Origin of the sequence: Deinococcus proteolyticus MRP (genome assembly GCF_000190555.1) — a bacterium.
GTDB classification, from domain to species: domain Bacteria; phylum Deinococcota; class Deinococci; order Deinococcales; family Deinococcaceae; genus Deinococcus; species Deinococcus proteolyticus.
On record NC_015161.1, the window covers coordinates 1,810,718 to 1,835,967 of the forward strand.

Sequence of the window (25,250 nt, forward strand, 5' to 3'; positions counted from 1 at the left end):
CGGTCTCTGTGCGGGAAAGCTGGCCCCAGCCTGGGGGCTGCTCGTTCTTGCCGCAGGTTCGCGGCAGCCAAAGTTCAGTATACGGTCAGGGGCTGACCGCTGTCCGCGTCTCAGCCTCCACCCGCCGCGCTTCTTCCAGCAACCCGTAAATCTCCAGAAAGCGGGTCGCCCGCGCCGCCAGCGTGGGCAGCGGGGCCACCTCGCCGCAGACCCAGTCCGGCTGGTACGAGCGGCAGATGCTGGGCCGCGTAGCGTAAATGGCGCACAGGCAGCCCGCACCCAGGTGCTGACACGGCTGGCCCAGTGGCTTGCCGAGGGCGGCGATGTCCGGAGCCGTGCAGCACGCCCCGCAAGCGGTACAGCTCCGGCCCTCACGCGGCCAGGCCGAGCGCGGCGGGTAGCCCGGCGGCACCGCTTCGCCGGCAGCGGAAGGAGGCGGGAAAGTCACTGGCCCACTGTAGCGGGCGGCCGTGACCGGGCAGCGGCACCCAACTCGCTTTTGGTGCCTTCCCGGTCCTCTTTCTGCCTCAGCGGGCGGCGGCCGCAGCCTGCAAGAAAGCGTCGTTGTCTGCGGGCTGGCCCACGCTCACGCGCAGGCAGTCGCCCAGCACCGGCAGGCCCTTTTGCCCGCGCACCACCACGTCGTGCTCTTCCAGCAGGCGCACGGCCGCCGCGTCGTCGGGGGTCTGAATCAGGAAAAAGTTGGTCTGGCTGGGCCAGGCTTTCCAGTGGGGGTGCCCCTCCAGCGCCGCAAGCATCCGGTCCCGCTCGCGGGCGTTCTCCTCTACCCGCTGCTGCACGTAGCCGGGATGCTCCATCGCCACTTCCAGCGCCGATTGCGTGAGCACGTTGATGGAAAAAGCGGGCACCAGCTTGCTCAGCTGCGCGGCCAGCTCGGGGTGGGCCAGCGCGTAGCCCAGCCGCAGCCCGGCCAGACCCCAGGCCTTGGAAAAGGTCCGCAGGCTCAGCACGCCCGGATGCTCGCGGACCAGGTTCAGGTAGTTGGTGCCGCTGAACTGGTAGTAGGCTTCGTCAATCACGGTCAGCCAGCCGTGGGCGGCAGCAATCTCCACCAGGTCCCGCACCACCTCGGGGCGGTCGGCGTGGCCGGTGGGAGCCTGCGGCTGAATCAGCACGAACAGGCCAGGGCCACGGCTGGCCAGTTCCTTTTTCAGCGCCTCTACCGGCAGCGACAGGTCGTCCTGCACCGGCACCTTGACCAGTTCGGCGCCCAGCATGCCAGCTTCCAGCGGATACACCGCAAAAGTAGGGTCGGTGGTCAGTACCGTCTGCCCGATGCCGGCCAGCTCGGTCAGCACCTTGATCATCACGTTGCTGCCCGAACTGACCACCACACCGGCCGGGTCCCAGCCTTCCAGCCGGCCGATGGCACTGCGCAGCTCAGTGGTGTTCAGGTCGGTGTAGCGCTGCCAGGGGCGCTCCAGCATCCGCTGCACAGCTTTTTCCTTCAGCTCGGCCGGGAAGTCGTAGGGGCTTTCGTTCTGGTCCAGCTTGATGCGGGCCCGGCTGGGGACGTAGGGGTAGGCGGGAATATCCTGCACCTGACGGCGCACGCTGCTCAGCGGAGATTCGGTGGACATGCTCTGTTTTATCACCCCCGCCGCCCAGCAGGCCGCGTGCTAGCCTGACCGGACCTATGGCTCACGAAACCGTCACGGTCAGCATCCGCACCGCTCTGGTGGACGGCCAGGCCCGCGCCGCACGCACCGGACGCACCCAGCAGATCGAGCTGGGCGAGGACCTCTTTATCCGTATCGCGCCGGGAGGGCGCAAATTCCTGCTGTTCTGCCTGGGCGACGAGAACGAACCCGACCAGGCCACCGCCCGCACCATCGCGCAGACGCTGGGGCTCAAGGACCCGCAGTTCGGCTGGCATCAGGGCAAGACGCTGCGCTCACTGACTGTGGTGGAGAGCGGCGCGGAAGACAGCGGCGCACCCGGCCTGCCTACCAATACCTGAGCCACCTTGCCGGGCAGAGCAGGTGGTCAAGTTGGAAGCCGAACCGTGCCACCGGACCTCACAAGAAAAACAGGCGCTCCCAGATGGAACGCCTGTTCAGAGCACAGCTGGTCAGTTCTTGGGAGCGGTTCCGCCTTCAAAAGCGGCCTTGAACTTCTGCAGGTCTTCGGCAATCTGCTGGCTGGGTTCTTCGCCGAACAGCTTGGCCACAGCGGCGCCCAGCACACCGGCCGGCGGACGGTAGCTCAGGGCCACGTGCACGCGGGTCTTGTCGCCGGCCAGGCTCTCGAACTGCACGCTGCCGGCGTTGTCCACGGTGGCGCCGGGCAGGGAGTGCCAGCCGATGCGCTCGCCAGGCTTGTCGTTCACGATTTCGGCTTCCCACTCCACGTTGGTGCCCAGCGGAGCCTTGGCCACCCAGCGGCTGCGGCGGCTGTCCAGCTCGGTCACGCTTTCGAGGTGGCTCATGATCTGGGGCAGGTTTTCCAGCCGGCGCCAGTAGGTGTACACGTCCTGCGCGGGGCGGTCGATCACGACCGAGTGCTCCACGAAGATGGGCTTGGCAGCGGCGCTGGCATTGCCCAGGCCGGCCGCTTCCATCACGGGGTCGGAGCCGGTCGCAGCGCGGTAGGCCAGGTAGCCACCCACAGCCGCCATGCCCAGGCCCAGCACGCCGCGCCGGCCCAAGCCCAGCATCAGCAGAGCGCCACCGGCGGCGCCGCTCAGCAGGCGGTTCTGGTCAATGTCACCCAGGGTGCCAGCGCCCGCGCTGGCTTGGTTGTTGCTTTGTTTGGTCATAGATGTTTCCTCCGTTTAGTTCACTGTAGTGTATGTGGCCCGCTTTTCGGGCAGGGTGAAGTTTGCCCCAACGCCAGCTTAACGGCCCTGGGAACAGTCCCGAGAACAGTGCTGGGGAGGACTTTCGGGAGCAGCTTATAGTGGGCCATGACCCGCCATCTGCTCCCCCGTACTGCTCCTGAACCCAGACTGGGCCGCTGGGATTCCTGGTCGCTGGCCGCTGCGCTGGTCACCATCCTGTTCTGGGCGTCGGCCTTTGCGGGGGTACGGGCCAGCCTGCAGGAATTCGGCCCCGGCCCGCTGGCGCTGTACCGCTTTCTGGTGGCCAGCCTGGCGCTGGGCGGCTATGCGCTGGTGGCCCGGATTCCTCCGCCTCCGGCAAGGCTGCTGCTGCCGGTCACACTGGTCAGCCTGGTGGGCATCACGGCCTACCATCTGCTGCTGAACTACGGTCAGGTCACGGTTCCCGCCGGCACCGCCAGCATCATCATCGCGGTGGTGCCGGTCATGACGGCCCTGCTCTCGCTGGCGCTGGGGCAGGAGCGGCTCAGCCCAGTGGGCTGGGTGGGCAGCCTGGTCAGCCTGGGCGGCGTGCTCCTTATTGTGCTGGGGCGCGGCCAGAGCGTGGAGTTCACGGGCGGCGCCCTGCTGGTGCTGGGGTCGGCGCTGGCCAGTGCGCTGTACTTCGTGCTGCAAAAGCCTCTGCTGGCGCAGGTGCGGCCCCTGCAATTCACCGTCTGGAGCCTGATGACCGGGACCGTTCCCATGTTGGTCTTCGCGCCGGAGCTGCTGCGGGTGTGGGGGCAGGCTCCGCTGAGCGCCCACCTCACCGTGGTGTATATCGGGCTGTTCCCGGCGGCGCTGGCTTACCTCACCTGGAGCTACGCCATTTCGCGGGTGGGAGCGGCGGCCTGCACCAACCTGATGTACATCACGCCGGTCCTGGCCACCCTGATTGCCTACCTGTGGCTGGGCGAGCGGCCCACCCGGATGACCCTGCTGGGCGGCGCCGTGGCGCTGGGCGGCGTCGTGCTGGTGAACACGCTGGGCCGGCGGCCGGCGCGGGAGGTCACCAAGCAGGGCAGCTAGACGCGGCACAGGCGCTCTATCCAGTTTTCCAGTTCCAGCAGCGAAACCTGGTCTGGCCGACCCCGTCGCCACTCCCCCAGTGCCACGTAGACCGACTCCGCCTCGCTCAGCTCCAGCGGGGGCAGAACCGTCCAGAGCAGGTGGTCCCCGCCGCTGTGCCAGACACGGTGCCGGATGATGTTCCGGCTCCCCCGCAGACTGGCGGCCAGCAGGGCTTGTGCCTCGGCAGCCAGCGTTTCCGAATCGCTGCTCAGTTCCAGCAGCGTGGTCGGCAGGTCACGCCGGGGATGCAGCAGCGCGGCACGGTCCCGGGCCTGCAGGACGTAGCCGCGGAGCCGGGCCAGGTCACGGGTACGCCATTCATGCAGGGTCAGCTGCCCGGCACGCAGCCGCAGAACAAATTCACCGTCCGGGTAGCGCCCGTCGGTCAGCCCTGCAGCCCCGTACCAGCCCAGGTCCAGGCAGAAGTCCGCATCCCAGTAAAAGACTTCGGCCAGGTGGCGGTCCAAGCTTTCCCCCAGCCGGGCGGCTTCGGTCTCCAGCTCCGCCCCGAAGTCTAGGTCACTCAGGAGAAGCACCGAGCCACCAAAGAAGCGGACCTCGTTCAGCCGCCGGGGCCAGGGCATCAGCCCTCCTCGCCGCCTTCTTCCTCAGCACCCTCAGCCAGCTCCTGCAAGAGTGGGCGCAGCTGCGGCAGCTCGAAGCGGGCCGTCTGCCAGACCAGGTCCAGGTCTATGCCGAAATAATCGTGGGCCACCAGGTTGCGGACATCGCGCAGCAGTGCCCAGGGAATCTGCGGATGGCGGTCCTGCTGGCTCTGAGGAATGAACTTGGTGGTTTCGCCCAGGCGAGCCAGGTTCCGCAGCACGGCGTCGGCGGCCTGCTCGTCGGCACGGAACGACTGGCGGTCGTGCGGCGCAGTGTAGTCCACGATGCGGTCCAGCGCGTCCAGCAGGTCATAGACGCGCCAGCGCCAGCGCTTGCGGCGGTGGGTGCGCCGGGGCCGGTCCGGCACCTGCATGATGTCCACCGCGTCGGTCAGGATGCCCCGGCGCAGCGCCGGTTTGATGGCTCCTTCGGTCAGCGCGTCGATACGGGTGCCCAGCAGGCCCTCGAACAGGTCCTTGGCCGCCATCAGGTTCAGCAGGCCGGCGCCTTCTTGCATGTCCAGCAGCAGGTCCACATCGCTCAGGTCTGTGGCCTCGCCGCGTGCCACCGAGCCGAAGACCCGCACGCGCGTCACGCCGAGGCGCCGCCAATCCGCTTCGATGCTGCGCAGCCGGGCCGCCACCGCCGGCAGGCTGGAATCACCGGAGCCGGAAGCACCGGGGCGGGGAGCGGAGCGGGCCCTGGGGGAAGTTTCTGCGGGCGTCATGGGTTCCAGCATAGGGTAGGCGGGCGCCGGGCCGGCGGCCCACTGGTCATTGGCCGTTGGCCCTCGGTCCACCCCGGCGCCTACAATGCAGGAGATGGACGCTTCACCGCCGCCCCCTCCTCCGCCCGAATCTGCTGCTGAGCGCAGCCGCACGCTGCCCAGCGGCTGGTGGATTGGGCTGACCGGTGTGCTGGTGGGTCTGCTGGGACTGGGCGCGGCCTTCTGGGCGCTGCGCGACCACTCCGAAGTCACGGCGCCAGTGCCGGTCATCGAGGAGCAGGCCCCCGGGCAAGCGCCGCTGAGCAGCGTTCCCGCATCGGGCGCCACCGCTGGAACCGGCACGGCCTCCGGCACGGGCACGGCCGATGCACCGGACACGGGCGACGCACCAGGCACGGCCGGGGGGGGTCAGGGGTACTCAGCGCTGCTGGAGATGGACATTCCCACCGGTTTCCCGCCCCCGCAGCTGCAGAGTCTGAGCTTCGCCGACGCTTTCGCGCAGGCGGCCGCCTACCGGGGCTGGCAATGCCAGCAGACCGAAGTGATTTTGTTTTCCGACGCCCGCCAGGCTCTGCCCGCCGTGCAGGAGCAGCTGCTGGCGCTGGGCTATCAGGTGAACGACACCGAGACGGCGCTGGGCGAAGACCGCAGCTGGCTGGCGCAGCATCCGGGCCGCGCCGACCTGTTCGGCAGCTTCTCATCCGGCGAAGAGGGTCGGGGCAATGTCAGCGTGTGTTCCCTGTCCAACTGAGCGCCGCGATTTATTGCCCATTTTTACCGTGCGGCACACGGAAAACAGTTCTGTGACAAGTTCGAATCTAGCCTTGGGGTAGGAACGTTATGCCAGACACAGAAATGCTCACCCCCTACCAACTCGCTTCTTCCGCACTGGAGAGCACCGCCCAGGAGCGGGGGATTTCGGTGGTGGCCTTGCAGCAGGTACTGGACCGCATCCTGCAGGAGCAGGGCCTGGACGCCGAGCAGCTGAGCGCCGAGCAGCTTCAGGTTCTGCTGTTTCCCATGCTGGACCGGGCCTACGCCGACCTGCTGGCAGAGGATGAGCGCCGCCGGATGCTGCGTGGGCTGTCCGAGCAGCTGGTGGCGCAGGAGCTGGGAGCCGTGTTTGCTCCGGCTGCAGCTGCTCCCGCCCTGACCGACTCGGCGCTGACTGATTCGGCCCTGGCTGATTCGGTGCTGGCCGGTCCGGCGCAGCCTGCTGAACAGGGCGAAGAAGACTGGGACTTCGGCGAGGACGAGTTCGAGTTCGAGGACCCCGAATACCTGGCAGCGCCGGCAGCGCGGGCCTACGACCTGAGCCAGAACGCCGACCAGAACCGCCTGATTGCGGACCTGGGCCGGGTCAGCGGAGTGCAGAGCGTGATGGTCTGCCGCGAGAACGGCGAAGTCGTGCAGGTGCGCTCGCTTAAGGACCTGTCAGCTCTGGGCGGCGTGGTGGCGGCCACAGTGCTGCTGCTGCGGGGCCGTTCACTGCGGCTGATGTCGGCGCAGGTGGGCGGCACCGTGGTCTGTGTGCGCCCACTGGGCAGCTACGCGGTGGCCGTGCTGGCCGGTCCGGAAGTCAATGTGGGCCGGCTGCTGAGCGAGCTGGGCCAGGTTCAGGCAGAGAACGCCGCCTAAATGGGCTGGCCCAGAACCTTTTCCTTTTCCCGGGGCGCGGCCGCCCTGCTGAGCATGGGGTTGGCCGCCCTGCCGGTTGCCCAGGCACAGGATCTGGGCAGTTACCGCGAGCTGAGCCGCGCGCTGAGCACTGCCCAGAGCGTCCGCCCCACCGACGTGGGCGCCGCGCTGCATGAACTGGACCGGGCTGAAGCGGCTTTTGCCGCCCTGCGCCCCAGCCTGCGCGACCCAGAGCTGAGCCGCAGCATTCAGGGCACACTGGACCAGGCCCGCGCCGCGCTGGCCCGTACCCCGGCCGACCTGCAGGCACAGACGATTTATGCCCAGGCACTGCTGCGCCAGAGCCTGTATACCCAGACCTTGCAGGACCTGCTGCAGGGCGACGCGAAAGGTGCGGACAAGGACACCGGCCCCCGGCTGCAGCAGCTGGCGCACGAATTCGGGCTGGGCAGCGCTGAAACGGCGGCACTGCACCGCGCGGCGCAGGCCGGCGAGCCCGAAGCTGTGGCCGCCAGGCTGCAGCTGGCGGCCGCCCGCCAGATTGTCCGCGAGCTGCAACCCTGGCACAGTGGCGCCGTGCTGGCGCTGAACCGGGACCAGGCCTACCTGCGGCTGACCCGTGCCAGCGGCTGGCATCTGCACCTGTCGGAGCTGGAAGGGACTCCCGCACCTGCGGCCTATACGGCAGCCCTGCAGCAGCTGGCCCAGGGCGACCTGGCCGGCACGGCGGAGCCGGTCAGGCAGCTGTACGTGACCACCACGCTCACAGCGCGGCAACTTCAGCAATCACTCGAAGCACGGGCCGCCACACCGTCCGCCTCAGTACAGACGGTGGACACCAGCGCAGCGGCCAGCACGGCCACGGCAGCGCCGCAGGCGGCCGCCAGCATCATCGTGGTGCCGGCCAGTCCGGTCGCCAGTGAAGCCGGAGCACAGGCTCAGGCGGCCCAGACTGCCCAACCGGCCCAGACCACACCGCCGAACCAGCCCGCCAGCGTGCAAGGCACCATCCAGACTGCCAGTCCTGTCTATACCGCGCTGGCCCGTGCCCTGGCCGCCTCTGCAAACCGGGACCAGGCTGCAGCCCACCAAGCGCTGACCCAGGCCGCTGAGGCCGTGAACGCCTTGCCGGCCGCCTGGCAGGGACCGGCCACCGCCGATTTGGCCGCGCACATGCACGTTCTGTCACAGCGCTCCTGGCTTGAACCCAGCGACGTGGCCGCCGAAATCGTGCGGATGCAAGCTCTGGAGGCACAGGTGCAGGGGGAAAAAGCCGCTCCCCCCGCAGCGCGCATCCAGTATCTCGCCGCCCATCTGTGGAACGGGCAAGTTCAGGCCGTAGCCTTTCTCCTGCTCACCTTGCTGCTGCCACTGCCCTTTTACTTCAAGTTCCGGGCATTGGGGCACCAGAAAGGCGAGTGGGCCCTGATTGTGACCGGCATCGGGATGCTGGTGGTGCCTGCTTTTGCCGAGGGCCTCATCGTCATGGGCAGCTGGCTGGGCAGGGCGCTGGACAGCACCTGGCTCCAGAGCGTTGGCTTCCTGAGCATGCGCTACACCCCGCTGGGGCACTTCCTGTGGTGGCTGTTCACCCTGATCGGCACCCTGCTGATGACAGCCGGCTTCTACCGGCTCTCACGCACGCGGGCGCGGCTGGCCTCGGCCAAAGAGCGCTGGGCCCAGGCCCGCGTCCAGGCCGCTGCCTCGGCGGCCAAGGCTGAAACGCTGTCTTATAGTGCTCAACCGCAGCCGCAGACGGTCCAACCGCCTCACCGGCGCAGCACCCCGCCGCCGGAAAAGCCCTGAGCAGCCAGCCCTGGCACACGCCCGAAGGATGTACACCTTCTCCTTTTGAGCGACTAGAGCGAGTGCGAAAGGCTGGAGCAGGACGAAGAATGGAGCGGCCGCTGGTGCCTTGCCGGTAGCAGGTCTGAAGAATGCTCCAAAGCACCGGCAGCACTGTGCCGAGGGCATTACCCCAAAAAGAAAGGGAGCCGGGTGGGGCGTGTCCCCCACTCCGGCTCCTCTTTCAGCGTTCAGGCTGCTGTGTTCCAGTTCCTGTGCTTGAACCCAGGCTCAGAAGTCCATGCCGCCCATGCCGCCCATGTCGGGGGCGCCGGCGGGAGCCTTTTCGGGCTCGGGCTTGTCGGCCACGATGGCTTCGGTGGTCAGGATCAGCGCGCCGATGCTGGCGGCGTTCTGCAGCGCGGTGCGGGTCACCTTGGCAGGGTCCACGATACCGGCGGCCACCATGTCTTCCACGTACTCGCCGGTAGCGGCGTTGAAGCCGTAGCGGACCTTGTCGGAGTTGATGACGGCGTTCACGATGACGCTGCCTTCTTCACCGGCGTTGGCGGCAATCTGGCGGGCGGGCTCTTCCAGGGCACGGATCAGGATGCGGGCGCCAGTAGCCTCGTCGCCTTCCAGGCCTTCAGCGGCCCGGCGCACAGCGGGAATCACGCGCAGCAGGGTGGTGCCGCCCCCGGCCACGATGCCTTCTTCCACAGCCGAGCGGGCGGTGGACAGGGCGTCTTCGTAGCGGTGCTTCTTTTCCTTCAGTTCGGTTTCGGTGGCGGCGCCCACGCGGATCACGGCCACGCCGCCGGCCAGCTTGGCGAGGCGCTCCTGCAGCTTCTCGCGGGCGTAGTCAGAGTCGGTGCTGTCCAGCTCGGCCTTGATGGCGTTCACGCGGCTGTCGATCTGGCTCTGCTCACCCTTGCCGTCCACGATGGTGGTTTCGTCCTTGGTGATGCGCACGGTGGCGGCGCTGCCCAGCATGTCCATGCCCACGTTTTCCAGCTTGTGGCCGAGGTCTTCGCTGACCACTTCACCGCCGGTCACAGCAGCGATGTCGCGCAGCATTTCCTTGCGGCGGTCACCGAAGCCAGGAGCCTTCACGGCGGCGATGTTCAGGGTACCGCGCAGCTTGTTGACCACCAGGGTCGCCAGCGCTTCGCCGTCCACGTCTTCGGCGATGATCAGGAGGGGGCGGCCGGTCTGGGCCACTTTTTCCAGCACGGGCAGCAGGTCCTTCAGGGCGCTGATCTTCTTCTCGTTGATCAGGATGAAGGGATTTTCCAGCACGGCTTCCATGCTCTCGGTGTTGGTGATGAAGTAGGGGCTGATGTAGCCCTTGTCGAACTGCATGCCTTCCACCACGTCCACTTCGGTGTCGAAGCCTTTGCTCTCTTCGATAGTGATGACGCCTTCTTTGCCCACCTTGTCCATGGCGGAGGCGATTTCTTCACCCACCTGGGGGTCGTTGGCGGAGATGCCGGCCACCTTCTTGATGGCGTCGCTGTCTTCTACCGGCACGGCCAGCTTCTGGATTTCCTCGATGGCGGCGGCCACGGCCTTTTCGATACCGCGCTTGAGGGCCAGGGGGTTGGCACCAGCGGCCACGTTGCGCAGGCCTTCTTTGACCACGGCCTGACCCAGCACGGTGGCGGTGGTGGTGCCGTCACCCGTGATGTCGTTGGTCTTGCTGGCGACTTCTTTCAGCAGCTGCGCGCCGATGTTCTCCAGCTTGTCTTCCAGCTCCACTTCCTTGGCGACGGTCACGCCGTCCTTGGTAATGGTGGGGCTGCCGAACTTCTTCTCGATGACCACGTTGCGGCCACGCGGGCCAAGGGTCACTTTGACAGCGTTGGCGACAGCGTTGACGCCACGCTCCATGCTGCGGCGGGCCGATTCGTCGAATACCAGTTGTTTAGGCATGATGTTGCTCCTTTGAGAAATAAGAGGTCAGAAACCTGGGGGCGGCTTACCTGCTGGCCCTCTGCACTGCGGGCAGAACCCGGCGGCGCAAAGGGCAAAGCAGGGTTACTCCACGATGGCGAGGATGTCGCGCTCGGACAGCAGGGAGTAGTCCTTGCCTTCCACGCTGACTTCGGTGCCGCCGTACTTGGCGAAGTAGACGGTGTCGCCCACGTTCACTTCCAGGGCCACGCGCTGACCGTTGTCCAGCAGCTTGCCGGTGCCGACAGCCACAACCTTGCCGCGCTGGCTCTTTTCCTTGGCGGTGTCGGGCACGTACAGGCCGCCGGCGGTCTTCTGCTCTGCTTCTTCGATGATTTCGACCAGTACACGGTCTCCGAGGGGTTTCAACATGGTGGGACCTCCTTGAAATGGGGTAAGAGATGGAAAACGGCTCCAGCGGCCCGCCTGCCAAAAATGGTGTCCAGGACAGACCTGCAGGGCTTTTTCCTTGGGGCGAGGCTAGAGCCTGAAGCGCAAAAATGTCAAGTGACTTCCCCAACAAATCTGAGTCAGGGAGACTCAACCCGTGTATGGGACGGAATTTCGCAGCAGCATAGGGCAGGTCAAGTTCTAGAATGTATATATGTTTTGGATATATAGCTATCCCAATATCAGCAGGCGGTCAGGCTGATGGCAGCCAGGCCGGTCATTTTGAGCCGCGCCGACTGGGAAGCCGCGCTGGCAGGCCTGGGGCAGGCACCGCTCAGCGCCGCGCGGGTGAACGTGGACCGCTTCACGCAGGTGGGCGAGCAACTGGGCCGCGCCCAGGCCGAGGGACTGCTGCGCGGGCTGGAGCGCCTGCTGGCCGCCGAGTTGCCTTCCGGCACCGTGCTGGGCCGGGTCAGCGAAGACGAGTACGCCGTGCTGCTGCCAGAAACCTCGCCGGAGACAGCACTGCGCCTGCTGGACGGGGTGGTGCGGCAATTTGCCCGGCACCGTGACCCCCGCTGGCCCCGCGGCGTAGGCCTCAGCGCTGGCGTGGCCGCCCAGCCAGCACACGCCCGCACGCCTGCCGAGCTGCTGCTGGCCGCCGATGAAGCCCTGTACCGCGCCAAACGTGAGGGCCGGGGGCGGGCCTGCCTGTACACCCCGACCAAAATGGTCCTGAAGAGCAACTATTATCCGCGCAGCCAGCTGGACCGGCTGAAAAAACGTGCGGCACATGAGGGCCGCAGCGAGGCGGACGTACTGCGGGCAGCGCTGGAGGCCTACCTGGCCAGCAAAGAGCTGTAAAGGTTGGAAGCGCTGCCCCTCACCCCGCTGCTCAGCCGCTATTCCAGCAACCGCACCAGCCCGCGCATCCGCGCCGTGTCCACCCGGTCGGCGGTGATTTCCATCAGCACGCTGTCAAAACGCTCCTGACCCAGCCGCACCGCACCCGTACGCCGCCCGATTTCGCGGAAGCCCACCTTCTCGTAGGCGCGAATGCCCCGGACATTGTAGGCAAACACGTTCAGCTGAATGTTGTACAGGCCCAGGAAATACATGCCGTATTCCACCATCAGCCGCACCGCTTCCGAGCCGTAGCCGCCGCCCCAGTGGTCCGGGCTATGCACGCTGATGCCCAGCTCGGCCGTGCCGTGGCGGTGGTTGATGCCGCGCAGGTCCAGGCTGCCGATAAACCGCTCGGTTTCCCGCACGTAGATGCCGAAGGTGACCTGCTCGGGACTGCTTTTGCTGACGCTCTCGAAGTACGCTTCCTCGTCCTGCAAGCTGAACGCCGCGCCGAACGCCCCCAGGTAAGTGGTCAGCTCCAGATTGGCGAAATAACGGGCCATCTCCGGTACGTCCTCGCGGCGCAGGCGAGCCAACACGACTTTTTCCCCGGTCAGAACGGGATGCAACGTGGGAGACCGTTCACTCATGGCCCAGGCTAGCGCGGGCGCGGCGGCGAGCGGTAAGCCAATTGGCGCAGAGGCTTGCTCCACCTTTGGCATGATGCCGCCGGCCGGCACGCGGCGTAGCCTGCGCGCTGGGAGGCCCCATGAACAACGCACGCTACCTGACCCTGAATTCCGTAGTCGTCACCGCCCTGCTGGGCGTCATGCTCTTTACCAGTGGCGCCGCTGGCCCGCGCCAGCAGCAGCTGGAGGTGCTGGACGTGCAGCGCATCAATATCCGCGAACCGGACGGGACCCTGCGGGCGGTGCTGTCGGGCAAAGCCACACTTCCCGGAGCCATTGTCCGGGGCAAGGAGTATCCGCACCCCCGGCAGCAGGCCGGCATGCTTTTTTACAACGACGAGGGCACCGAAAATGGCGGCCTGGTGTTTGATGGTGCGGGGGGAAGCAGCGCTGGCAGCCTGACCTTCGACGCTTATGAGCAAGACCAGATTCTGCAGCTGATCGGGATGACCCAGGGCGGCCGCTCTACCGCCGGGCTAATGGTCAATGACCGCCCGCAGCGTTCTATCGCGCAGGACCTGGCAGAGCAGACCCGGCTGGCAGCTTTGCCCGAGCAGGAGCGCACCCGCTTGCTCAGCGAGCGCGCCGAGAATGGCTATTACGGGCAGCAGCGGATGTTCATCGGCAAGACCGACGACAAGGCGACCATCGTACTGGCCGACAAGTCCGGGAAGCCCCGGCTGCAGCTGGCCGTCTCCCCGGAGGGCCAGGCCAGCATTGACTTTCTGGACGACCAGGGAGCTGTCCTCAAATCGCTGACGGCCCAGAGTCTGAAGTGAGGGCCACAGCCGCAGGAGCCTGAACCGAGAAAGCCATAGCCGGCGTTGCCTGGACGCGTTCAGCCTTCCTCCCCCAACTCCCCTCTTCGGCGGAGGCTTCCTTCCAGGCCGGGCATTTGCGCTAGAAAAGGAAGTTATGAGCACGCCTGCCCCCATCTACCCTATCCGCCTGTACGGTGACCCCGTGCTGCGCCGCAAGGCCCGGCCGCTTCAGCACACCGACACCCTGCAAGTTCCCGGCTTCGCGCCGCAGACCCTGCGCGAAGTGGCAGACACCATGCTGGAAACCATGTTCGCCGCCCGTGGTGTGGGCCTGGCCGCGCCGCAGGTGGGGCTGGGAGTGCGGATGTTCGTGGCGGTGGAATACGACGACAACGAAGAGGAGAACGAGGGCAAGGAGACGCCGCTCAAATCCCGCGTGCTGCGCGAGTACGTGATGCTGAATCCCAAGCTGACGGTCATCAACAAGAAAAAGGACAAGTCCGAGACGGAAGGTTGCCTCAGCATTCCCGACATTTACGAGGAAGGGGTGCCGCGCGCCCGCGCCGTGCGGGTAGACTACACAGACCTGGAGGGGCAGGCACAGACGGTGGAGGCCGAAGACTATCTGGCCCGCGTATTCCAGCACGAGAATGACCATCTGGACGGCAAGCTGTTTTTGGATCACCTGCCGCAGGACGTGGTGAACGATCACCGCGCCGCCCTGCTTGCCATGCAGCGGCAGGCCCGGCTGAACCTGGACCGCCTGGCACAGCAGGCCCGGCAAGGCGCCGAGGAGCACCGTGACGAGCGGCTCTGAGACCGGCAGCTCGGCCCATGCCTCCATCCGCCGGGTGGCTTTTTTCGGGTCGCCGGCCTTCGCGGTGCCGGTGCTCGAAGCGCTGCATGCGGCGTTCGAGGTGGTGCTGGTGGTCAGCCAGCCCGACAAACCCGTGGGGCGCGGCCTGCGCCTGACCCCGCCGCCCGTGGCCGCCCGCGCCGCTGAGCTGGGACTGCCGCTGGCACAACCGCGAAAACTGCGGGGCAACGACGAATTCGCTGCTCTGCTGCGTGAGTCGGGCGCGGAAGTGGCCGTGACCTGCGCCTACGGCAAGCTGCTGCCCCAGAGCCTGCTGGACACCCTGCCCTACGAGTTCCTGAACACGCACACCAGCCTGCTGCCCAGATGGCGCGGAGCCGCCCCGATTCAGTGGGCCCTGATTCACGGCGACACCGTGACCGGCACCACCATCATGCAGACCGACGCCGGCATGGACACCGGCCCAGTGCTGCGGCAAGAGGAACTGCCCATTGCGCCGCACTGGACCGCGCTGGAGCTGAGCGCGGCGCTGTCCGAGCAGGCTGCCCGGTTGGCGGTGCAGGTGGTCGGTGAGCGGCCCGGGCTGACGCCGCAGCCGCAGGACCACGCCCAGGCCACCCACGCGCCACTGCTGACCAAGGAAGACGGCTTCGTGCGCTGGAATGACCCGGCCACGGCGACCGTCAACAGGTACAGAGGTGTCGCCGCCTGGCCGCAGACCACAGCTTTTCTAGGCGGCGTTCGCCTCAAGCTGGATGGGCTGAGCGTGGCCCCCTCAGGCAGCGGCGAGCCAGGAACGGTGCTGGACATGAGCGGTGACACCCTGACGGTAGCCAGCGGTGAGGGCGCGGTGCAGATTCGGACCGTGCAGCCGGCCAGCAAGAAGCCGCAGCCTGCCGCCGCCTGGGCTGCCGCTCAGGGACTGCGGCCCGGCAGCCGCTTTGACCTGTGGGAGCCGGAACCCGCCGGACACTAGGCGCGTAGTGACAGGCATGAGCCTGCAAAACGTGACCTTCCCTGTCCAGATGGAGTTCCGCCTGAGCGTCCGCACCGAAATCCGCGTGACCGACGCACATGGGCAGCTGCTGGCCGTGGTCAAGGAAAAGCTGTTCAGCGTGCGTGACGAGGTCCGCATCTACGCTGACGAGGCCAAGCGCCAGCAGCTTTACTCCATCAAGGCCAAAGGCTTTCTGGCCGGCGCTATGGACTGGAAAGCCCAGCGCCTGATTGTGGCCGAGAATGGCCGCCCGGTCGGAGCGCTCGGTTCCCAGGGCGTACGGACCCTGTGGGGTGCCGCTTACGACCTCACGGACGGCCAGGGTCAGGCGCGCTACACCATCCGCGACGACAAGCCCTGGATGAGTCTGGTGGAGAACGCCGTAGACGCCATCCCCTTTGTGGGCAACTTTCTGGCGCTGGGCTTCGACTACCTAGTGAACCCTACCTACACGGTACGCGACACAGCCGGCACGGAGGTGGCGCGCATCAGCAAGAACCGTTCGCTGCTGTCGCGGCGCTTCACCGTGCAGGAGCTGCGGCCTATCGCCGGCCCGGACGCCGAACTGCTGCTGACCGGCCTGATTCAGCTGGTGCTGCGCGAGCGCGACCGGGGCTAAGCGCCCGGCGCCACGGCAGGGACATTTGCAGGTCCTGCCCTGTCGCCGGACTCCCAGAAGATTAGAGGCTGAACGGGCGGGAAAGCTCGTCGGGCGTGCAGCTGGGCAGGTCGGTGGTCAGACTTACCCAGTCACGCGGTGCCTTTCCACCCTGCGCCTGCTTGTGCTCGTGCCGCAGGTGAGCTTCGGCAGCATTCTGAGACACGTTGACCGCCACATAGCTGTTCTTCACGGCACTGGTCGCGTGGCAGACATAAACCTTGCCACCGTGTTCGCGCTCAGAGGTAGGGGTGCCGCGTGTGGCGCCGGATAGCTGGTCCCCCGCTCCTGACCCCGCAACCACCGGGCTCCCGGCGGCGCCTATTTCTTGAAGCTGGGTACGGCGTCCCCGTACACCGCGTAGGCGTCGCAGCGCTCACGCAAGATGCAACGGCCACATTTGGGGTTGTTCCAGGTGCAGACCTGCTGGCCGTGCTTGAGCAGGTTGACATGCAGGTCATACAGCAGCGGCGGGTCGGACGGCAGCAGTGTGAGCAGGGCGCGGTGGGCCGTCTGCTCGCCCATCTTGGGAATGGTGCCCACCCGCGTGTTGATGCGGTGAACGTGGGTATCTACCGGGAACACGGGGCGGGCATAGTTGAACAGCAGCACCAGCGACGCCGTCTTGACCCCCACTCCGGGCAGGTCGGTCAGCCAGCTCAGGGCCTCGGCCACCGGCAGCTCGGCCAGGAAATCCAGGTCGTAGCCGCCGCGCTTCTCGCGGATGGCCCGCAGGGTGGCCTGAATGCGGGGGGCTTTCTGGTCGGGATAGTTGGAGCGGCGAATCGCGTGCGCCACCTGCTCTACCGGCGCGGCCACAATGGCGTCCCAGTCGCCCAGCATGCGCAGTTCGGCATACGCCGCGTCCTCATCGCGCCAGTTGGTGCGCTGCGAGAGAATGGTACTGATCAGCTCATGCATCGGCTCACGGCGGGGCACCAGCGGTTTCTCGCCGTACTCCGCCAGCAGCCGTTCACGCATCCACAGCAGCAGAGCCGCCCGCTCCCCAGCCGGCAGTTCGGCATTCAGGGGGCGGGCGGCCTGCGGAAAGAGGGACGGTTCAGTCACGGCTAGGAGTGGCGTCGCCTTCTGCACTGCTGCGGCTGCCCTCGGCCGGCTCCTGGGTGCTGGCCTGAGGCTCTTGCTGGCCGGTCTGACCGCCGCGCTCACCCTCGGCGGCGTCCTGAGTGGAGGTGTTCTGGTTCTTCATTTCATCGCTGGAAGTCATGGCTCCAGGGTGCCACGCCACAGCCCGCGCAAAGGCTGAACTCAGCTGAAGGGGCATTTAGCGTTTGGCCGCCCTCCTCTGCTGCGGATGTCAGCCGCTACGGGGCAGGGCGCCGGCGTCCCACAGCCGCTGCTCGCGGGCCAGCGTTTCGCCGTGAACCGCCAGAATGTCCGCGTTGCCCTGCACGTCCCGCTCCTCCAGGGCGCGGGCGGTGGCCGTGTCCAGGTAAGCCATCCGCAGCAGCTCGGCGCTGCTCAGGCCGTCGCGGGTGTTCTTCACGCCGCGCTCGCGGCGCAGGGCCGTGCTGTTCATGCCCAGCACCGAGCGGTTGCTGAGGCTGCCCAGCTGCCGGTACACGGGACCGTGCCCGCCCCGGCGGGCCACAGTGCTCATCAGCTCGCGGCGGGCCTCGGTACTTTCCAGCCGGGCCGCCAGCCAGCGCCGCTCGGCGGGGTCCGGGTTGCGCTCGGCAATCTGGGCGGCCAGCTTCACATCGCCCTGCATGGCGGCGCCCAGCAGGTCCTGCGCCCGCTTGCGCCAGCGCCGGGCCGCCGGGGTATCCAGCCGGAAGGCCAGCGCCGTGAACTCGGCCACGCTCAGGGTCGGCTCAGGGCCATCCCCGAAATCGCGCTTGGGACTGCGCAGGCCATGCTTATCGCTGAACCAGTCCCAGTCCACCCGGCCGGCGTCCAGCTGGTCGAGCGCCGAACTGGCCCGCAACAAGCCGTCGGGGCTGACGGGCAGGCGCACACTGCCAAATTCCAGAATCAGAGGAGCGTTCTTCATACAGATATCTTAGCACGAATTATGTAAATGACATAACTGGAAGAGCTGTACTCCTCTCTCTCTAGATGCATCAAACCCTTATCTTCCCTGACTCATCTGGCGGGTGAACCCGCCCCCGGCAGAACCGGCCAGCGCACAAACCCGGCCACTCCCACGCGGGCCGGGACGGGAGCGACCTGGGCAAATGGGTGCATAAAGATTAGAATGGAGCGGTATTCCATACATTCACGTCCTGGCCCACAGCCGCAGTCCTGTTCTCTGCAGCCCTGTTTTTCCTACCCCTGGAGGCCCCACCATGACCGACGCCGCCCCCAAGTCCTACCCCACCCCGCAGAGCGTGCTAGGCCGCCTGCGCTCCGACCCTGCCCAAGATCTTGAGGCTGCCGCACACGACCCCGACGCCTTCTGGCTCCAGCAGGCCCGGCGTTACGAATGGACCCGCGAACCCACCGAGGCGCTGCGCTGGGAGCGGCCCTATCACCGCTGGTTTGCGGACGGCCAGACCAACATCACCCTGAACGCACTGGACCGGCACGCACGCGGCGAGAACCGCACCCGCGCCGCCCTGGTCTGGATTTCGGAAGACGAGCAGGCGCAGATTTACACCTACGGCACCCCCACGACAGGGTCGAGCGGGCCGCCGCCGGCCTGAGACACCTGGGCGTCCAGAAGGGCGACCGGGTGGTCATCTATATGCCGCTGACCCCCGAGGGCGTGATTGCCATGCTGGCCTGCGCCCGGATTGGCGCGGTGCATTCGGTGGTGTACGCCGGCCTGGGCGTGGCGGCGCTGCGAGGCCGAATTCAGGACGCCGGGGCGCGGGTGGTCATCACGGCGGACGTGGGCTACCGCCGGGGCCGGCTGGTGGACCTGTACTCGGTCGCGGCCGAGGCCATCAGCGACCTGATTGACGTGGACTACCTGGTGCTGTGGGAGCGCATCGGTGAGCTGCACCGCGAGCACGACTCGCGCACGGTGGCCTGGGAGGAGCTGTTCCGGCACGGCCGTGCTGAAGCCGAAATCGTGGACGCCGAGCATCCCTTGTTCGTGCTGTACACCTCCGGCAGCACCGGCAAGCCCAAGGGCGTGGTGCATGCCCACGGCGGCTACATGGTGGGCACCGCCTACCACATGCAGGCCCTGTACGACGTGCATCCCGGCGACGTGTTCTACTGCACCAGCGACTTCGGCTGGATTGTGGGGCACTCCTATATCGTGTACGCGCCGCTGGTCTCGGGCAGCACGGTGATGTTCCGCGAGGGGGCCCCCGACTACCCCGACCCCGGCGTCACCTGGCGGTTGGTCGAGAAATACGGCGTGAACGTGCTGTTTACGGCGCCCACCGCCATCCGCATGTTCATGAAGCTGGGCGCGGAGGTGCTGCAGGACTACGAGCTGGAGACCCTGCGGGTGATTGCGGTGGCCGGCGAACCGCTCAACCCCGAGGCGTGGCGCTGGGCACAGGAACACCTGGCGGGCGGCCTGGGCGAAGGCGCACACGCCACCATCGCCGACAACTGGTGGCAGACCGAGCTGGGCGCCCCCACCCTGGCAACCCACCCGCGCTGGGACGTGCGGCCCGGCTACGCCGGCAAGCCGGTGGCCGGCGCAGATGTGGACGTGGTGGACGAAGAGGGCCGCAGTTTGCCGCCCGGGCAACAGGGCTACTTGGTGGTCCGCCGGCCCTTTCCCTCCATGATGCGCGGCGTGTACGGCAACGACGAGAAGTACCGCGCCGTGTGGGAGGAAAATCCGGCAGGCTACACTTCCGGCGACCTGGCTGTGCGCGACGGGGAAGGCTACATCTCGATTCTGGGCCGCTCGGACGACGTGCTCAGCGTGGCCGGGCACCGCATCGGCTCGGCCGACGTGGAAGACGCCCTGGTCAGCCACCCCGCCGTGGCCGAGGCGGCTGTCATCGGCCTGCCCGACAACCTCAAGGGCCAGAGCATCGTGGCCTACGTGATTCTGCGCCGGGGGTTCGAGGACCGGGTGGGCCGGGGCCTGCGGGCCAGCATCAGCGAGCATGTGCGCCGCGAGCTGGGCCCCATCGGCACGCCAGGCCGCATTGAGGTGGTGGGCAGCCTGCCCAAGACCCGCTCGGGCAAGATTATGCGCCGTGTCCTGCGGGCGCAGGCGCTGGGCGAGGACCCCGGCGACCTCAGCACGCTGGAAGAGTAGCGGGGCCGGCGGCACCGGGGTAGCGCTGGCCCCTGCCCGCTTCCAGCAGTCCTCTTCCGGTGACTCTATTCCAGCGCGCCCAGCACTTTCATCATCTCGGCGGTCATGTGGCGCATCTCTTCCGGCGTGCCCAGCGAGAGGCGGTTCCAGCGCTCGTAAGCGGGGAAATCGCGCCCTACCACGATATGCAGCTCGCGCATGCGGCGGCGGTAGCTGCGGTTGTCGCCTACGCTGTGGGGCAGCTCGTGAAACACGAAGTTGCCATTCGGGCCCACGTAGCGCAGGCCCAGGCGGTCCAGCGTCTCCAGCACAATCTCCCGGGCTTCCAGGGTCTGCTCCAGGCTGCGGCGCTGGAACTCAGTATCGGTCAGCGAGGCGCGGGCGGCCAGCAGGCCCGGCAGGTTGACCGGCATTTCAGGTACAAAGCTGGCAAAGAGCCCGGCGTCCTCCGCAGTGGACAGGCTGTAGCCCACCCGCAGGCCTGCCAGCCCGTGCAGCTTGGAGAAGGTGCGCACCACGCACACGTTCGCCAGGCCCTCCCGCACCCAGGCGTCGGCGGGCGTGAAACGGGGGTCGTCCACGAACTCCACATACGCCTCGTCAATCAGGAAAAAGGTGTCTGGAGCGCTCTGTACCCAGGCCTTCAGCTCGGCACTGGACACCACCGTGCCGGTGGGGTTGTTGGGGTTGCACAGGTACACAATGCTCTGCCCGCTGAAATCCTCGCAGGCAGCTTGCAGGGCGGCCAGGTCGGCTTCCAGGTTGTCCAGCAGCGGCACACCCCGCACCGGCAATCGCCGCGCCGCCGCTGCGGTCAGGCCGGCGTCGAAAGTGGGCAGCGGCATCACCACCTGCGCGGCCTGCCCCCGGTCCTGCGCCCGGCGGGCCACCGCTTCAATAATCACGTGAATGCTCTGCGACGACCCGGCCCCCAGCACCACCTGTTGCGGGCTGACTCCGTGGTGCGCGGCCAGTGCCGCGACCAGCTCACCGTGGGGACGGTCGGGGTAGCGGTTGACCTGCACCAGGCACTCCTCCAGAGCCTGACGGGCCAGCGGCGAAATCCCGAGGTTGTTCTCGTTGAAGTTGAGGTGCAGGCGCTGAGCGGCACTGGGCGGAGTGAACATAGCCGCAGTGTAGAGGAGTCCTCTCCACCAGCCACGGCAAGGGAGAGAAGTCCGGCAAGGGTTGCTCGGGGAAAGCAGAGGCACTCCCGCCGCTCAGCGCCCGGCCCCAGCGCCCGGCCCCGGCCCGCGCTCAGCTGACACCGCTTTCACTACAACCCTGCCGTGACCCTCTACGCTAGGGCCATGCCCAGTCACTTGCCTGCCCTGCCTACCCGTCTGCGGCCTCTCCTGGTCAGTGCCGCCATGCTTCCGCTGCTGGCCGCCTGCCAGAGTGCGCCACGCCTGCCTGCCGACCATGACCTGAGCGGCACCATCAGCGGCGAGTGGCGAGAGGACGCCAACCTCCGCCTCAACCTGGTGGGCGCCGGTTTCCCGCAGACCGTGACCAACACCTCCAACCTTGCGCAAAACAAGTTGGCGCAGCCGCAGGGAGGCTGGCAGTACGGCGTGGACCTGCCCGCCGCACCCAACGTCGTCGGCGCCTATCAGGTCATTGCCTTCGACGACATCAACAATGACGCCCAGTACGACGTGGGCGAGCCGTTCGCCCGCAACAATCAGTTCCTGATTTTCAGCCTGCAGCCGGGCGAGTTTGCAGGGTACAAGTCCGGCGAGTGGCTGAACATTCCCCCACTCAAGGTGAACCGGGGCTGGAACCTGTACGACGCCTCGCTGCCGGTCGGAAACGGCAACCCCCGTTCCATGGAGCGCCTGACGGACTACAACCTGCACCGCGCCCCCTGAGACACCAGTTCTGAGATACCAGTCCCGAGACACCAGATGACGGGAGGGGGCCGCAGATATGTCGCTGCGGCCCCCTCCCCCTTCCGTTTCCCCGTCTGCCTTTTCCCTACCGGCCTTTAGCGGGCCGAGGCGTCTACGTAGGCTTCCAGAGCTTCCAGATTGAGGATAAACGGGCTGCGCTGGCGCACGATGGCCCCTTCGCGCCGCAGCTTGTGCAGCGAGTGGCTGACCGTTTCGCGGGTGGCGCCAATCATGCGGGCCAGGTCTTCCTGATTCAGCTTGACGTTCAGCTCGGTGCCCTGAGGGTGCTTGACGCCGAACTGGCGGCCCAGGCGGGCCAGCAGACTGGCGACCCGCTCACCGGCCGAATAGGCGCTGACCGTGGCGCACCAGTGCTGGGCCTCGAACAGCCGGTCCGCCAGCATGCCTACCAGTTTGAGCGCCAGCTCGGGCCGCAGCGAAATCAGGCGCTGCAGCTCGGCCTGCGGCAGGGCAATCAGGCGGGTGGTCTCCAGAGCCTCGGCCTGGGTCGGCCGGCACTCGCCGGGGCGCAGCAGCAGTTCGCCGAAGCTGCCCTGCGTGCCGACCACGCCCAAAATGGCTTCCTTACCGTTGGGAAACAGCTTGCAGATTTTGACCATGCCGCTGCACACCAGATACAAGGCGTCGGCTGGGTCGTCCATGCGGTAAATCACCTCGCCGGCGTGGTAGGTGCGCAGCGAGGTCACGGTCGCCAGACGTTCCAACTCGTCCGGTTCCAGCTCGGCAAGCAGTTCCGTGTTTTTCAGGTGCCAGACCAGGCTGGGGTATTCGGAAGTCGTCACAGTAATTTCAGTACTCCTGATGCGGCAGAAATTTGAACAAGCCCTTTTCAGCCAGGGAAAAGAGGCCTGTAAAGAAGGTGCTGAAGTCTGACAGGCCCTGGAGCGAGACCACCTGAGGTTTTTCCCGCTCCGGTCCGCCGGGCCGGCACCCTGCTTTCCGGGCCCAAAGCCCGACCGGGTCACAGCCGTTCCCTGTGAAGATAGTTCAGCCTTCTGGTCAGCAGAGAGAGAAGTGACACGGTTGGGGATGCGCCAAGCAGGCGTCAGTGTATAAGGCCCGCCTCATACACCGCTATGTAAATCTTTACGTCCTGGGTGCTGTCTTTTGCTGCCGTGTGGCTGTCCCTGGTTGCCTCCTTGCTTCATTCCGCTCTCTGGCGGTCTGCCGTCCCCGGACCGGGGCGATTGACCCAGCCTCGCAGAAAATATTAGACTGGGTTCAAGTTTTTGCATTTTTTTCTTTCCGGGCCCTGGCCCGGCCCCCTGCAAGAAGCCCTGCCTGCTTGCCGCCTCTTATTCCGGACCGGTTACAGCAGACAAGGCGGAATGTGCCAGGGATGACCTCCGCTGCCCGCTTGCCCCTATCCCTCATCCTCCAAGGAGAATTTCTATGCCTCAGTACAAAGCCCCCCTGCGTGATTTCCGCTTCGTGATGAACGAACTGCTGGACGCTCCAGCCCAGCTGGCCCAGATGCCCTTTTATCAGGACAACGAAACCGCCGACGCCGACCTGATGGCCCAGGTGCTGGAAGAAGCCGCCCGCTTCGTGGAAGGCGAGCTGCTGCCCCTGAACCAGACCGGCGACCAGCAGGGCTGCCAGCGCAGCGAAAACGGCGACGTCAAGACCCCCGACGGCTTCAAGGCCGCTTACCAGAAGTACGTGCAGGCCGGCTGGCCTGCGCTGGACGCCGACCCCCAGTGGGGCGGACAGGGCATGCCCCATACCGTGGCCAACGCCATGCTGGAAATGATGAACAGCGCCAACGTGGCCTGGGCCATGTACCCGGGCCTGACCCACGGCGCTGTCAGTGCGCTGAGCGAAGTGGGCAGCCCCGAGCTGCAGCAGCTGTATCTGCCCAAGCTCATCAGCGGCGAGTGGACCGGAACCATGTGCCTGACCGAGCCGCATGCCGGCACCGACCTGGGCATCATCCGCACCAAGGCGGCCGACAATGGCGACGGCACCTACAGCATCACCGGCACCAAAATTTTCATCTCTGCTGGCGAGCATGACTTTACCGACAACATCATCCACTTGGTGCTGGCCCGCTTGGAAGGCAGCCCCGAAGGCACCAAGGGCATTTCGCTGTTCCTGGTTCCCAAGTTCGTCCCGAACGCGGACGGCACTCCCGGCGAGCGCAACGGTGTGGTGTGCGGCAGCCTGGAACACAAGATGGGCATCCACGGCAACGCCACCGCCGTGCTGAACTTCGACGGAGCCAAAGGCTGGCTGGTTGGCGAGGTCAACCGCGGCATGAACCACATGTTCATCATGATGAATGCTGCCCGTCTGGGTACGGGCCTTCAGGGCCTGGGCCTGGGGGAAGTGGCCTACCAGAACGCGGTGGCCTACGCCAAGGACCGCACCCAGATGCGCGCCGAGCCCCGCGTGAACCCCGCCGAGCAGGCCGACCCCATCATCGTGCACCCTGACGTGCGCCGCATGTTGATGACCGGCAAGGCCTACACGGAAGCGGGCCGCGCTCTGGCCCTGTGGCTGGCGCTGGCGCTGGACACCGAAGCGCACCACCCCGACGAAGCCAAACAGAAGGAAGCCGCCGATACCGTGGCCCTGCTGACCCCCATCGCCAAGGCGTTCATGACCGACAACGGCTTCAATATCGCCGTGCAGAGCCAGCAGGTTTTTGGCGGCCACGGCTACATCGCCGAGTGGGGCATGGAGCAGTTCGTGCGTGACGCCCGCATCGGCCAGATTTACGAAGGCACCAATGGCATTCAGAGCCTGGACCTGCTGGGCCGCAAGGTACTGATGGACGGCGGCAAGAAGCTGCAGGCCCTGGCCGGCACCCTGCAGGCCTTCGCTGACGAGAACGAAGACGACGAAGTCGTGGGCGAGTACATCACCCAGCTGGGCAAGGCCGCCAACCAGCTGGCCACCCTCACCATGCTGGTGGGCCAGAAGGCGATGGACGGCGGCGAAAAAGGCCCGGATGAGGTGAACGCCGTGGCGGTGGACTACCTGCGCTACTTCGGACACGTGGTGTACGGCTACCTGTGGGCCCGCATGGCCAAGATTGCCGCCGACAAGGTGGTCGCCGGTCAGGACCAGGACGGCTTTTACCAGGCCAAGCTGGACACCGCCCGCTTCTACTTTGCCCGCCTGTTCCCCGAAACCAAGAGCCTGTCGCAGACCATCAAGGCCGGGGGCGAGAGCCTGGACTTTGACCTGAAGGGCATGTTCGGCTTCGAGCCCGAGCACGCCTGAGTCCGAGTACGCCTGAGCTGTAACGCATCAGCGTGACGTGGCGCCTCTGCCTCTGCGGCGGGGGCGCTTTTCTTGAGCGGAGAGCACAGGCTGGGCCACACCTGCAGCCCCTGGGAACCCCTGCCTTCTCTTTTGTT

28 protein-coding genes are annotated in these 25,250 nt (G+C 66.7%); 14 read left to right on the top strand and 14 right to left on the bottom strand.

Annotated elements, in window-relative coordinates; genetic code table 11:
- Nucleotides 1-85: 85 nt before the first annotated feature.
- Together DEIPR_RS08625 and DEIPR_RS08630 are read right to left on the bottom strand one after the other, a co-directional pair.
- A complete protein-coding gene (locus tag DEIPR_RS08625; RefSeq protein WP_013615443.1) occupies nucleotides 86-448 on the bottom strand; it encodes a YkgJ family cysteine cluster protein in 363 nt (120 codons plus the stop codon).
- Nucleotides 449-527: 79 nt separating this feature from the next.
- Nucleotides 528-1,601, bottom strand: a complete 1,074-nt coding sequence (locus DEIPR_RS08630; RefSeq protein ID WP_013615444.1) for a pyridoxal phosphate-dependent aminotransferase — start codon at nucleotides 1,599-1,601, stop codon at nucleotides 528-530.
- 56 nt (nucleotides 1,602-1,657) lie between these two features.
- Here DEIPR_RS08630 and DEIPR_RS08635 point away from each other — a divergent pair, with 56 nt between their 5' ends.
- Entirely contained in the window at nucleotides 1,658-1,981 is a 324-nt protein-coding gene (locus DEIPR_RS08635) for a hypothetical protein (RefSeq protein WP_013615445.1), read from the top strand.
- A gap of 111 nt (nucleotides 1,982-2,092) precedes the next feature.
- Here DEIPR_RS08635 and DEIPR_RS08640 read toward each other — a convergent pair whose 3' ends face one another.
- Complete coding sequence (locus DEIPR_RS08640) at nucleotides 2,093-2,779, bottom strand: SRPBCC family protein (protein ID WP_013615446.1); 687 nt, start codon at nucleotides 2,777-2,779, stop codon at nucleotides 2,093-2,095.
- A gap of 147 nt (nucleotides 2,780-2,926) precedes the next feature.
- Here DEIPR_RS08640 and DEIPR_RS08645 point away from each other — a divergent pair, with 147 nt between their 5' ends.
- Nucleotides 2,927-3,868: a DMT family transporter gene (locus DEIPR_RS08645; protein ID WP_013615447.1), complete on the top strand. Its 942-nt coding sequence runs from the start codon at nucleotides 2,927-2,929 to the stop codon at nucleotides 3,866-3,868.
- Here DEIPR_RS08645 and DEIPR_RS08650 read toward each other — a convergent pair.
- Both DEIPR_RS08650 and DEIPR_RS08655 read right to left on the bottom strand, forming a co-directional pair.
- On the bottom strand, nucleotides 3,865-4,494 hold the full coding sequence (locus DEIPR_RS08650) for a hypothetical protein (protein WP_013615448.1): 630 nt from the start codon (nucleotides 4,492-4,494) through the stop codon (nucleotides 3,865-3,867). The genes DEIPR_RS08645 and DEIPR_RS08650 overlap by 4 nt on opposite strands.
- Nucleotides 4,494-5,243 carry a HepT-like ribonuclease domain-containing protein gene (locus DEIPR_RS08655; protein ID WP_013615449.1) on the bottom strand — a complete coding sequence of 250 codons (750 nt, stop codon included), beginning with the start codon at nucleotides 5,241-5,243 and terminating at the stop codon, nucleotides 4,494-4,496. The genes DEIPR_RS08650 and DEIPR_RS08655 overlap by 1 nt, the downstream gene beginning before the upstream one ends.
- Before the next feature lie 94 nt (nucleotides 5,244-5,337).
- On the opposite strand from DEIPR_RS08655, the gene DEIPR_RS08660 reads away from it, so the two are divergent.
- The 3 genes from DEIPR_RS08660 to DEIPR_RS08670 all read left to right on the top strand — a co-directional run bounded on the left by DEIPR_RS08660 (nucleotide 5,338) and on the right by DEIPR_RS08670 (nucleotide 8,687).
- Nucleotides 5,338-5,994, top strand: coding sequence for a hypothetical protein (locus DEIPR_RS08660; RefSeq protein ID WP_041222040.1), 657 nt, complete (start codon nucleotides 5,338-5,340; stop codon nucleotides 5,992-5,994).
- Between the two features lie 89 nt (nucleotides 5,995-6,083).
- Nucleotides 6,084-6,881, top strand: a complete 798-nt coding sequence (locus DEIPR_RS08665) for a hypothetical protein (protein WP_013615451.1) — start codon at nucleotides 6,084-6,086, stop codon at nucleotides 6,879-6,881.
- Entirely contained in the window at nucleotides 6,882-8,687 is a 1,806-nt protein-coding gene (locus DEIPR_RS08670; RefSeq protein ID WP_013615452.1) for a hypothetical protein, read from the top strand.
- Between the two features lie 270 nt (nucleotides 8,688-8,957).
- On the opposite strand, the gene groL is transcribed toward DEIPR_RS08670, so the two are convergent.
- On the bottom strand, nucleotides 8,958-10,598 hold the full coding sequence (gene groL / locus DEIPR_RS08675; RefSeq protein ID WP_013615453.1) for a chaperonin GroEL: 1,641 nt from the start codon (nucleotides 10,596-10,598) through the stop codon (nucleotides 8,958-8,960).
- Nucleotides 10,599-10,703: 105 nt separating this feature from the next.
- A complete protein-coding gene (groES, locus tag DEIPR_RS08680; RefSeq protein ID WP_013615454.1) occupies nucleotides 10,704-10,991 on the bottom strand; it encodes a co-chaperone GroES in 288 nt (95 codons plus the stop codon).
- Between the two features lie 279 nt (nucleotides 10,992-11,270).
- On the opposite strand from groES, the gene DEIPR_RS08685 reads away from it, so the two are divergent.
- Nucleotides 11,271-11,873 carry a GGDEF domain-containing protein gene (locus DEIPR_RS08685; RefSeq protein WP_013615455.1) on the top strand — a complete coding sequence of 201 codons (603 nt, stop codon included), beginning with the start codon at nucleotides 11,271-11,273 and terminating at the stop codon, nucleotides 11,871-11,873.
- Between the two features lie 38 nt (nucleotides 11,874-11,911).
- On the opposite strand, the gene DEIPR_RS08690 is transcribed toward DEIPR_RS08685, so the two are convergent.
- A complete protein-coding gene (locus tag DEIPR_RS08690; RefSeq protein ID WP_013615456.1) occupies nucleotides 11,912-12,505 on the bottom strand; it encodes a GNAT family N-acetyltransferase in 594 nt (197 codons plus the stop codon).
- A 119-nt stretch (nucleotides 12,506-12,624) separates the two neighbouring features.
- On the opposite strand from DEIPR_RS08690, the gene DEIPR_RS08695 reads away from it, so the two are divergent.
- From DEIPR_RS08695 to DEIPR_RS08710, 4 genes are all read left to right on the top strand, one after another.
- Nucleotides 12,625-13,323 carry a hypothetical protein gene (locus tag DEIPR_RS08695; protein WP_013615457.1) on the top strand — a complete coding sequence of 233 codons (699 nt, stop codon included), beginning with the start codon at nucleotides 12,625-12,627 and terminating at the stop codon, nucleotides 13,321-13,323.
- Nucleotides 13,324-13,459: 136 nt separating this feature from the next.
- Entirely contained in the window at nucleotides 13,460-14,122 is a 663-nt protein-coding gene (gene def, locus DEIPR_RS08700) for a peptide deformylase (RefSeq protein WP_013615458.1), read from the top strand.
- The gene (gene fmt / locus DEIPR_RS08705) at nucleotides 14,106-15,098 is read left to right on the top strand and encodes a methionyl-tRNA formyltransferase (protein WP_013615459.1); all 993 of its coding nucleotides are present in this window, start codon (nucleotides 14,106-14,108) and stop codon (nucleotides 15,096-15,098) included. The genes def and fmt overlap by 17 nt, the downstream gene beginning before the upstream one ends.
- Nucleotides 15,099-15,114: 16 nt before the next feature.
- Nucleotides 15,115-15,738 (top strand): LURP-one-related family protein, encoded by a 624-nt coding sequence (locus DEIPR_RS08710; RefSeq protein WP_013615460.1) that lies wholly within the window; start codon nucleotides 15,115-15,117, stop codon nucleotides 15,736-15,738.
- A 61-nt stretch (nucleotides 15,739-15,799) separates the two neighbouring features.
- On the opposite strand, the gene DEIPR_RS14175 is transcribed toward DEIPR_RS08710, so the two are convergent.
- From DEIPR_RS14175 to ddrC, 4 genes are all read right to left on the bottom strand, one after another.
- Nucleotides 15,800-15,970 carry a hypothetical protein gene (locus DEIPR_RS14175; protein WP_169310685.1) on the bottom strand — a complete coding sequence of 57 codons (171 nt, stop codon included), beginning with the start codon at nucleotides 15,968-15,970 and terminating at the stop codon, nucleotides 15,800-15,802.
- 128 nt (nucleotides 15,971-16,098) lie between these two features.
- Nucleotides 16,099-16,845 (bottom strand): monofunctional DNA glycosylase, encoded by a 747-nt coding sequence (locus DEIPR_RS08715; protein ID WP_013615462.1) that lies wholly within the window; start codon nucleotides 16,843-16,845, stop codon nucleotides 16,099-16,101.
- A complete protein-coding gene (locus DEIPR_RS14180) occupies nucleotides 16,838-17,005 on the bottom strand; it encodes a hypothetical protein (protein WP_013615463.1) in 168 nt (55 codons plus the stop codon). The genes DEIPR_RS08715 and DEIPR_RS14180 overlap by 8 nt, the downstream gene beginning before the upstream one ends.
- A gap of 90 nt (nucleotides 17,006-17,095) precedes the next feature.
- Nucleotides 17,096-17,791, bottom strand: a complete 696-nt coding sequence (gene ddrC / locus DEIPR_RS08725; RefSeq protein WP_013615464.1) for a DNA damage response protein DdrC — start codon at nucleotides 17,789-17,791, stop codon at nucleotides 17,096-17,098.
- 295 nt (nucleotides 17,792-18,086) lie between these two features.
- On the opposite strand from ddrC, the gene DEIPR_RS14430 reads away from it, so the two are divergent.
- Nucleotides 18,087-18,443: an acetyl-coenzyme A synthetase N-terminal domain-containing protein gene (locus DEIPR_RS14430; RefSeq protein WP_218921232.1), complete on the top strand. Its 357-nt coding sequence runs from the start codon at nucleotides 18,087-18,089 to the stop codon at nucleotides 18,441-18,443.
- Between the two features lie 5 nt (nucleotides 18,444-18,448).
- Nucleotides 18,449-19,972: an acetate--CoA ligase gene (locus DEIPR_RS08730; protein WP_245532744.1), complete on the top strand. Its 1,524-nt coding sequence runs from the start codon at nucleotides 18,449-18,451 to the stop codon at nucleotides 19,970-19,972.
- A 65-nt stretch (nucleotides 19,973-20,037) separates the two neighbouring features.
- Here the strand turns inward: DEIPR_RS08730 and DEIPR_RS08735 are convergent, their stop codons facing one another.
- Entirely contained in the window at nucleotides 20,038-21,099 is a 1,062-nt protein-coding gene (locus DEIPR_RS08735; protein WP_013615466.1) for a pyridoxal phosphate-dependent aminotransferase, read from the bottom strand.
- 183 nt (nucleotides 21,100-21,282) lie between these two features.
- Here DEIPR_RS08735 and DEIPR_RS08740 point away from each other — a divergent pair, with 183 nt between their 5' ends.
- Nucleotides 21,283-21,843 carry a hypothetical protein gene (locus tag DEIPR_RS08740; protein WP_013615467.1) on the top strand — a complete coding sequence of 187 codons (561 nt, stop codon included), beginning with the start codon at nucleotides 21,283-21,285 and terminating at the stop codon, nucleotides 21,841-21,843.
- 116 nt (nucleotides 21,844-21,959) lie between these two features.
- Here the strand turns inward: DEIPR_RS08740 and DEIPR_RS08745 are convergent, their stop codons facing one another.
- Nucleotides 21,960-22,667, bottom strand: a complete 708-nt coding sequence (locus tag DEIPR_RS08745; protein ID WP_013615468.1) for a Crp/Fnr family transcriptional regulator — start codon at nucleotides 22,665-22,667, stop codon at nucleotides 21,960-21,962.
- 610 nt (nucleotides 22,668-23,277) lie between these two features.
- On the opposite strand from DEIPR_RS08745, the gene DEIPR_RS08750 reads away from it, so the two are divergent.
- Nucleotides 23,278-25,113 (top strand): acyl-CoA dehydrogenase C-terminal domain-containing protein, encoded by a 1,836-nt coding sequence (locus DEIPR_RS08750; protein WP_013615469.1) that lies wholly within the window; start codon nucleotides 23,278-23,280, stop codon nucleotides 25,111-25,113.
- Nucleotides 25,114-25,250: the final 137 nt, after the last annotated feature.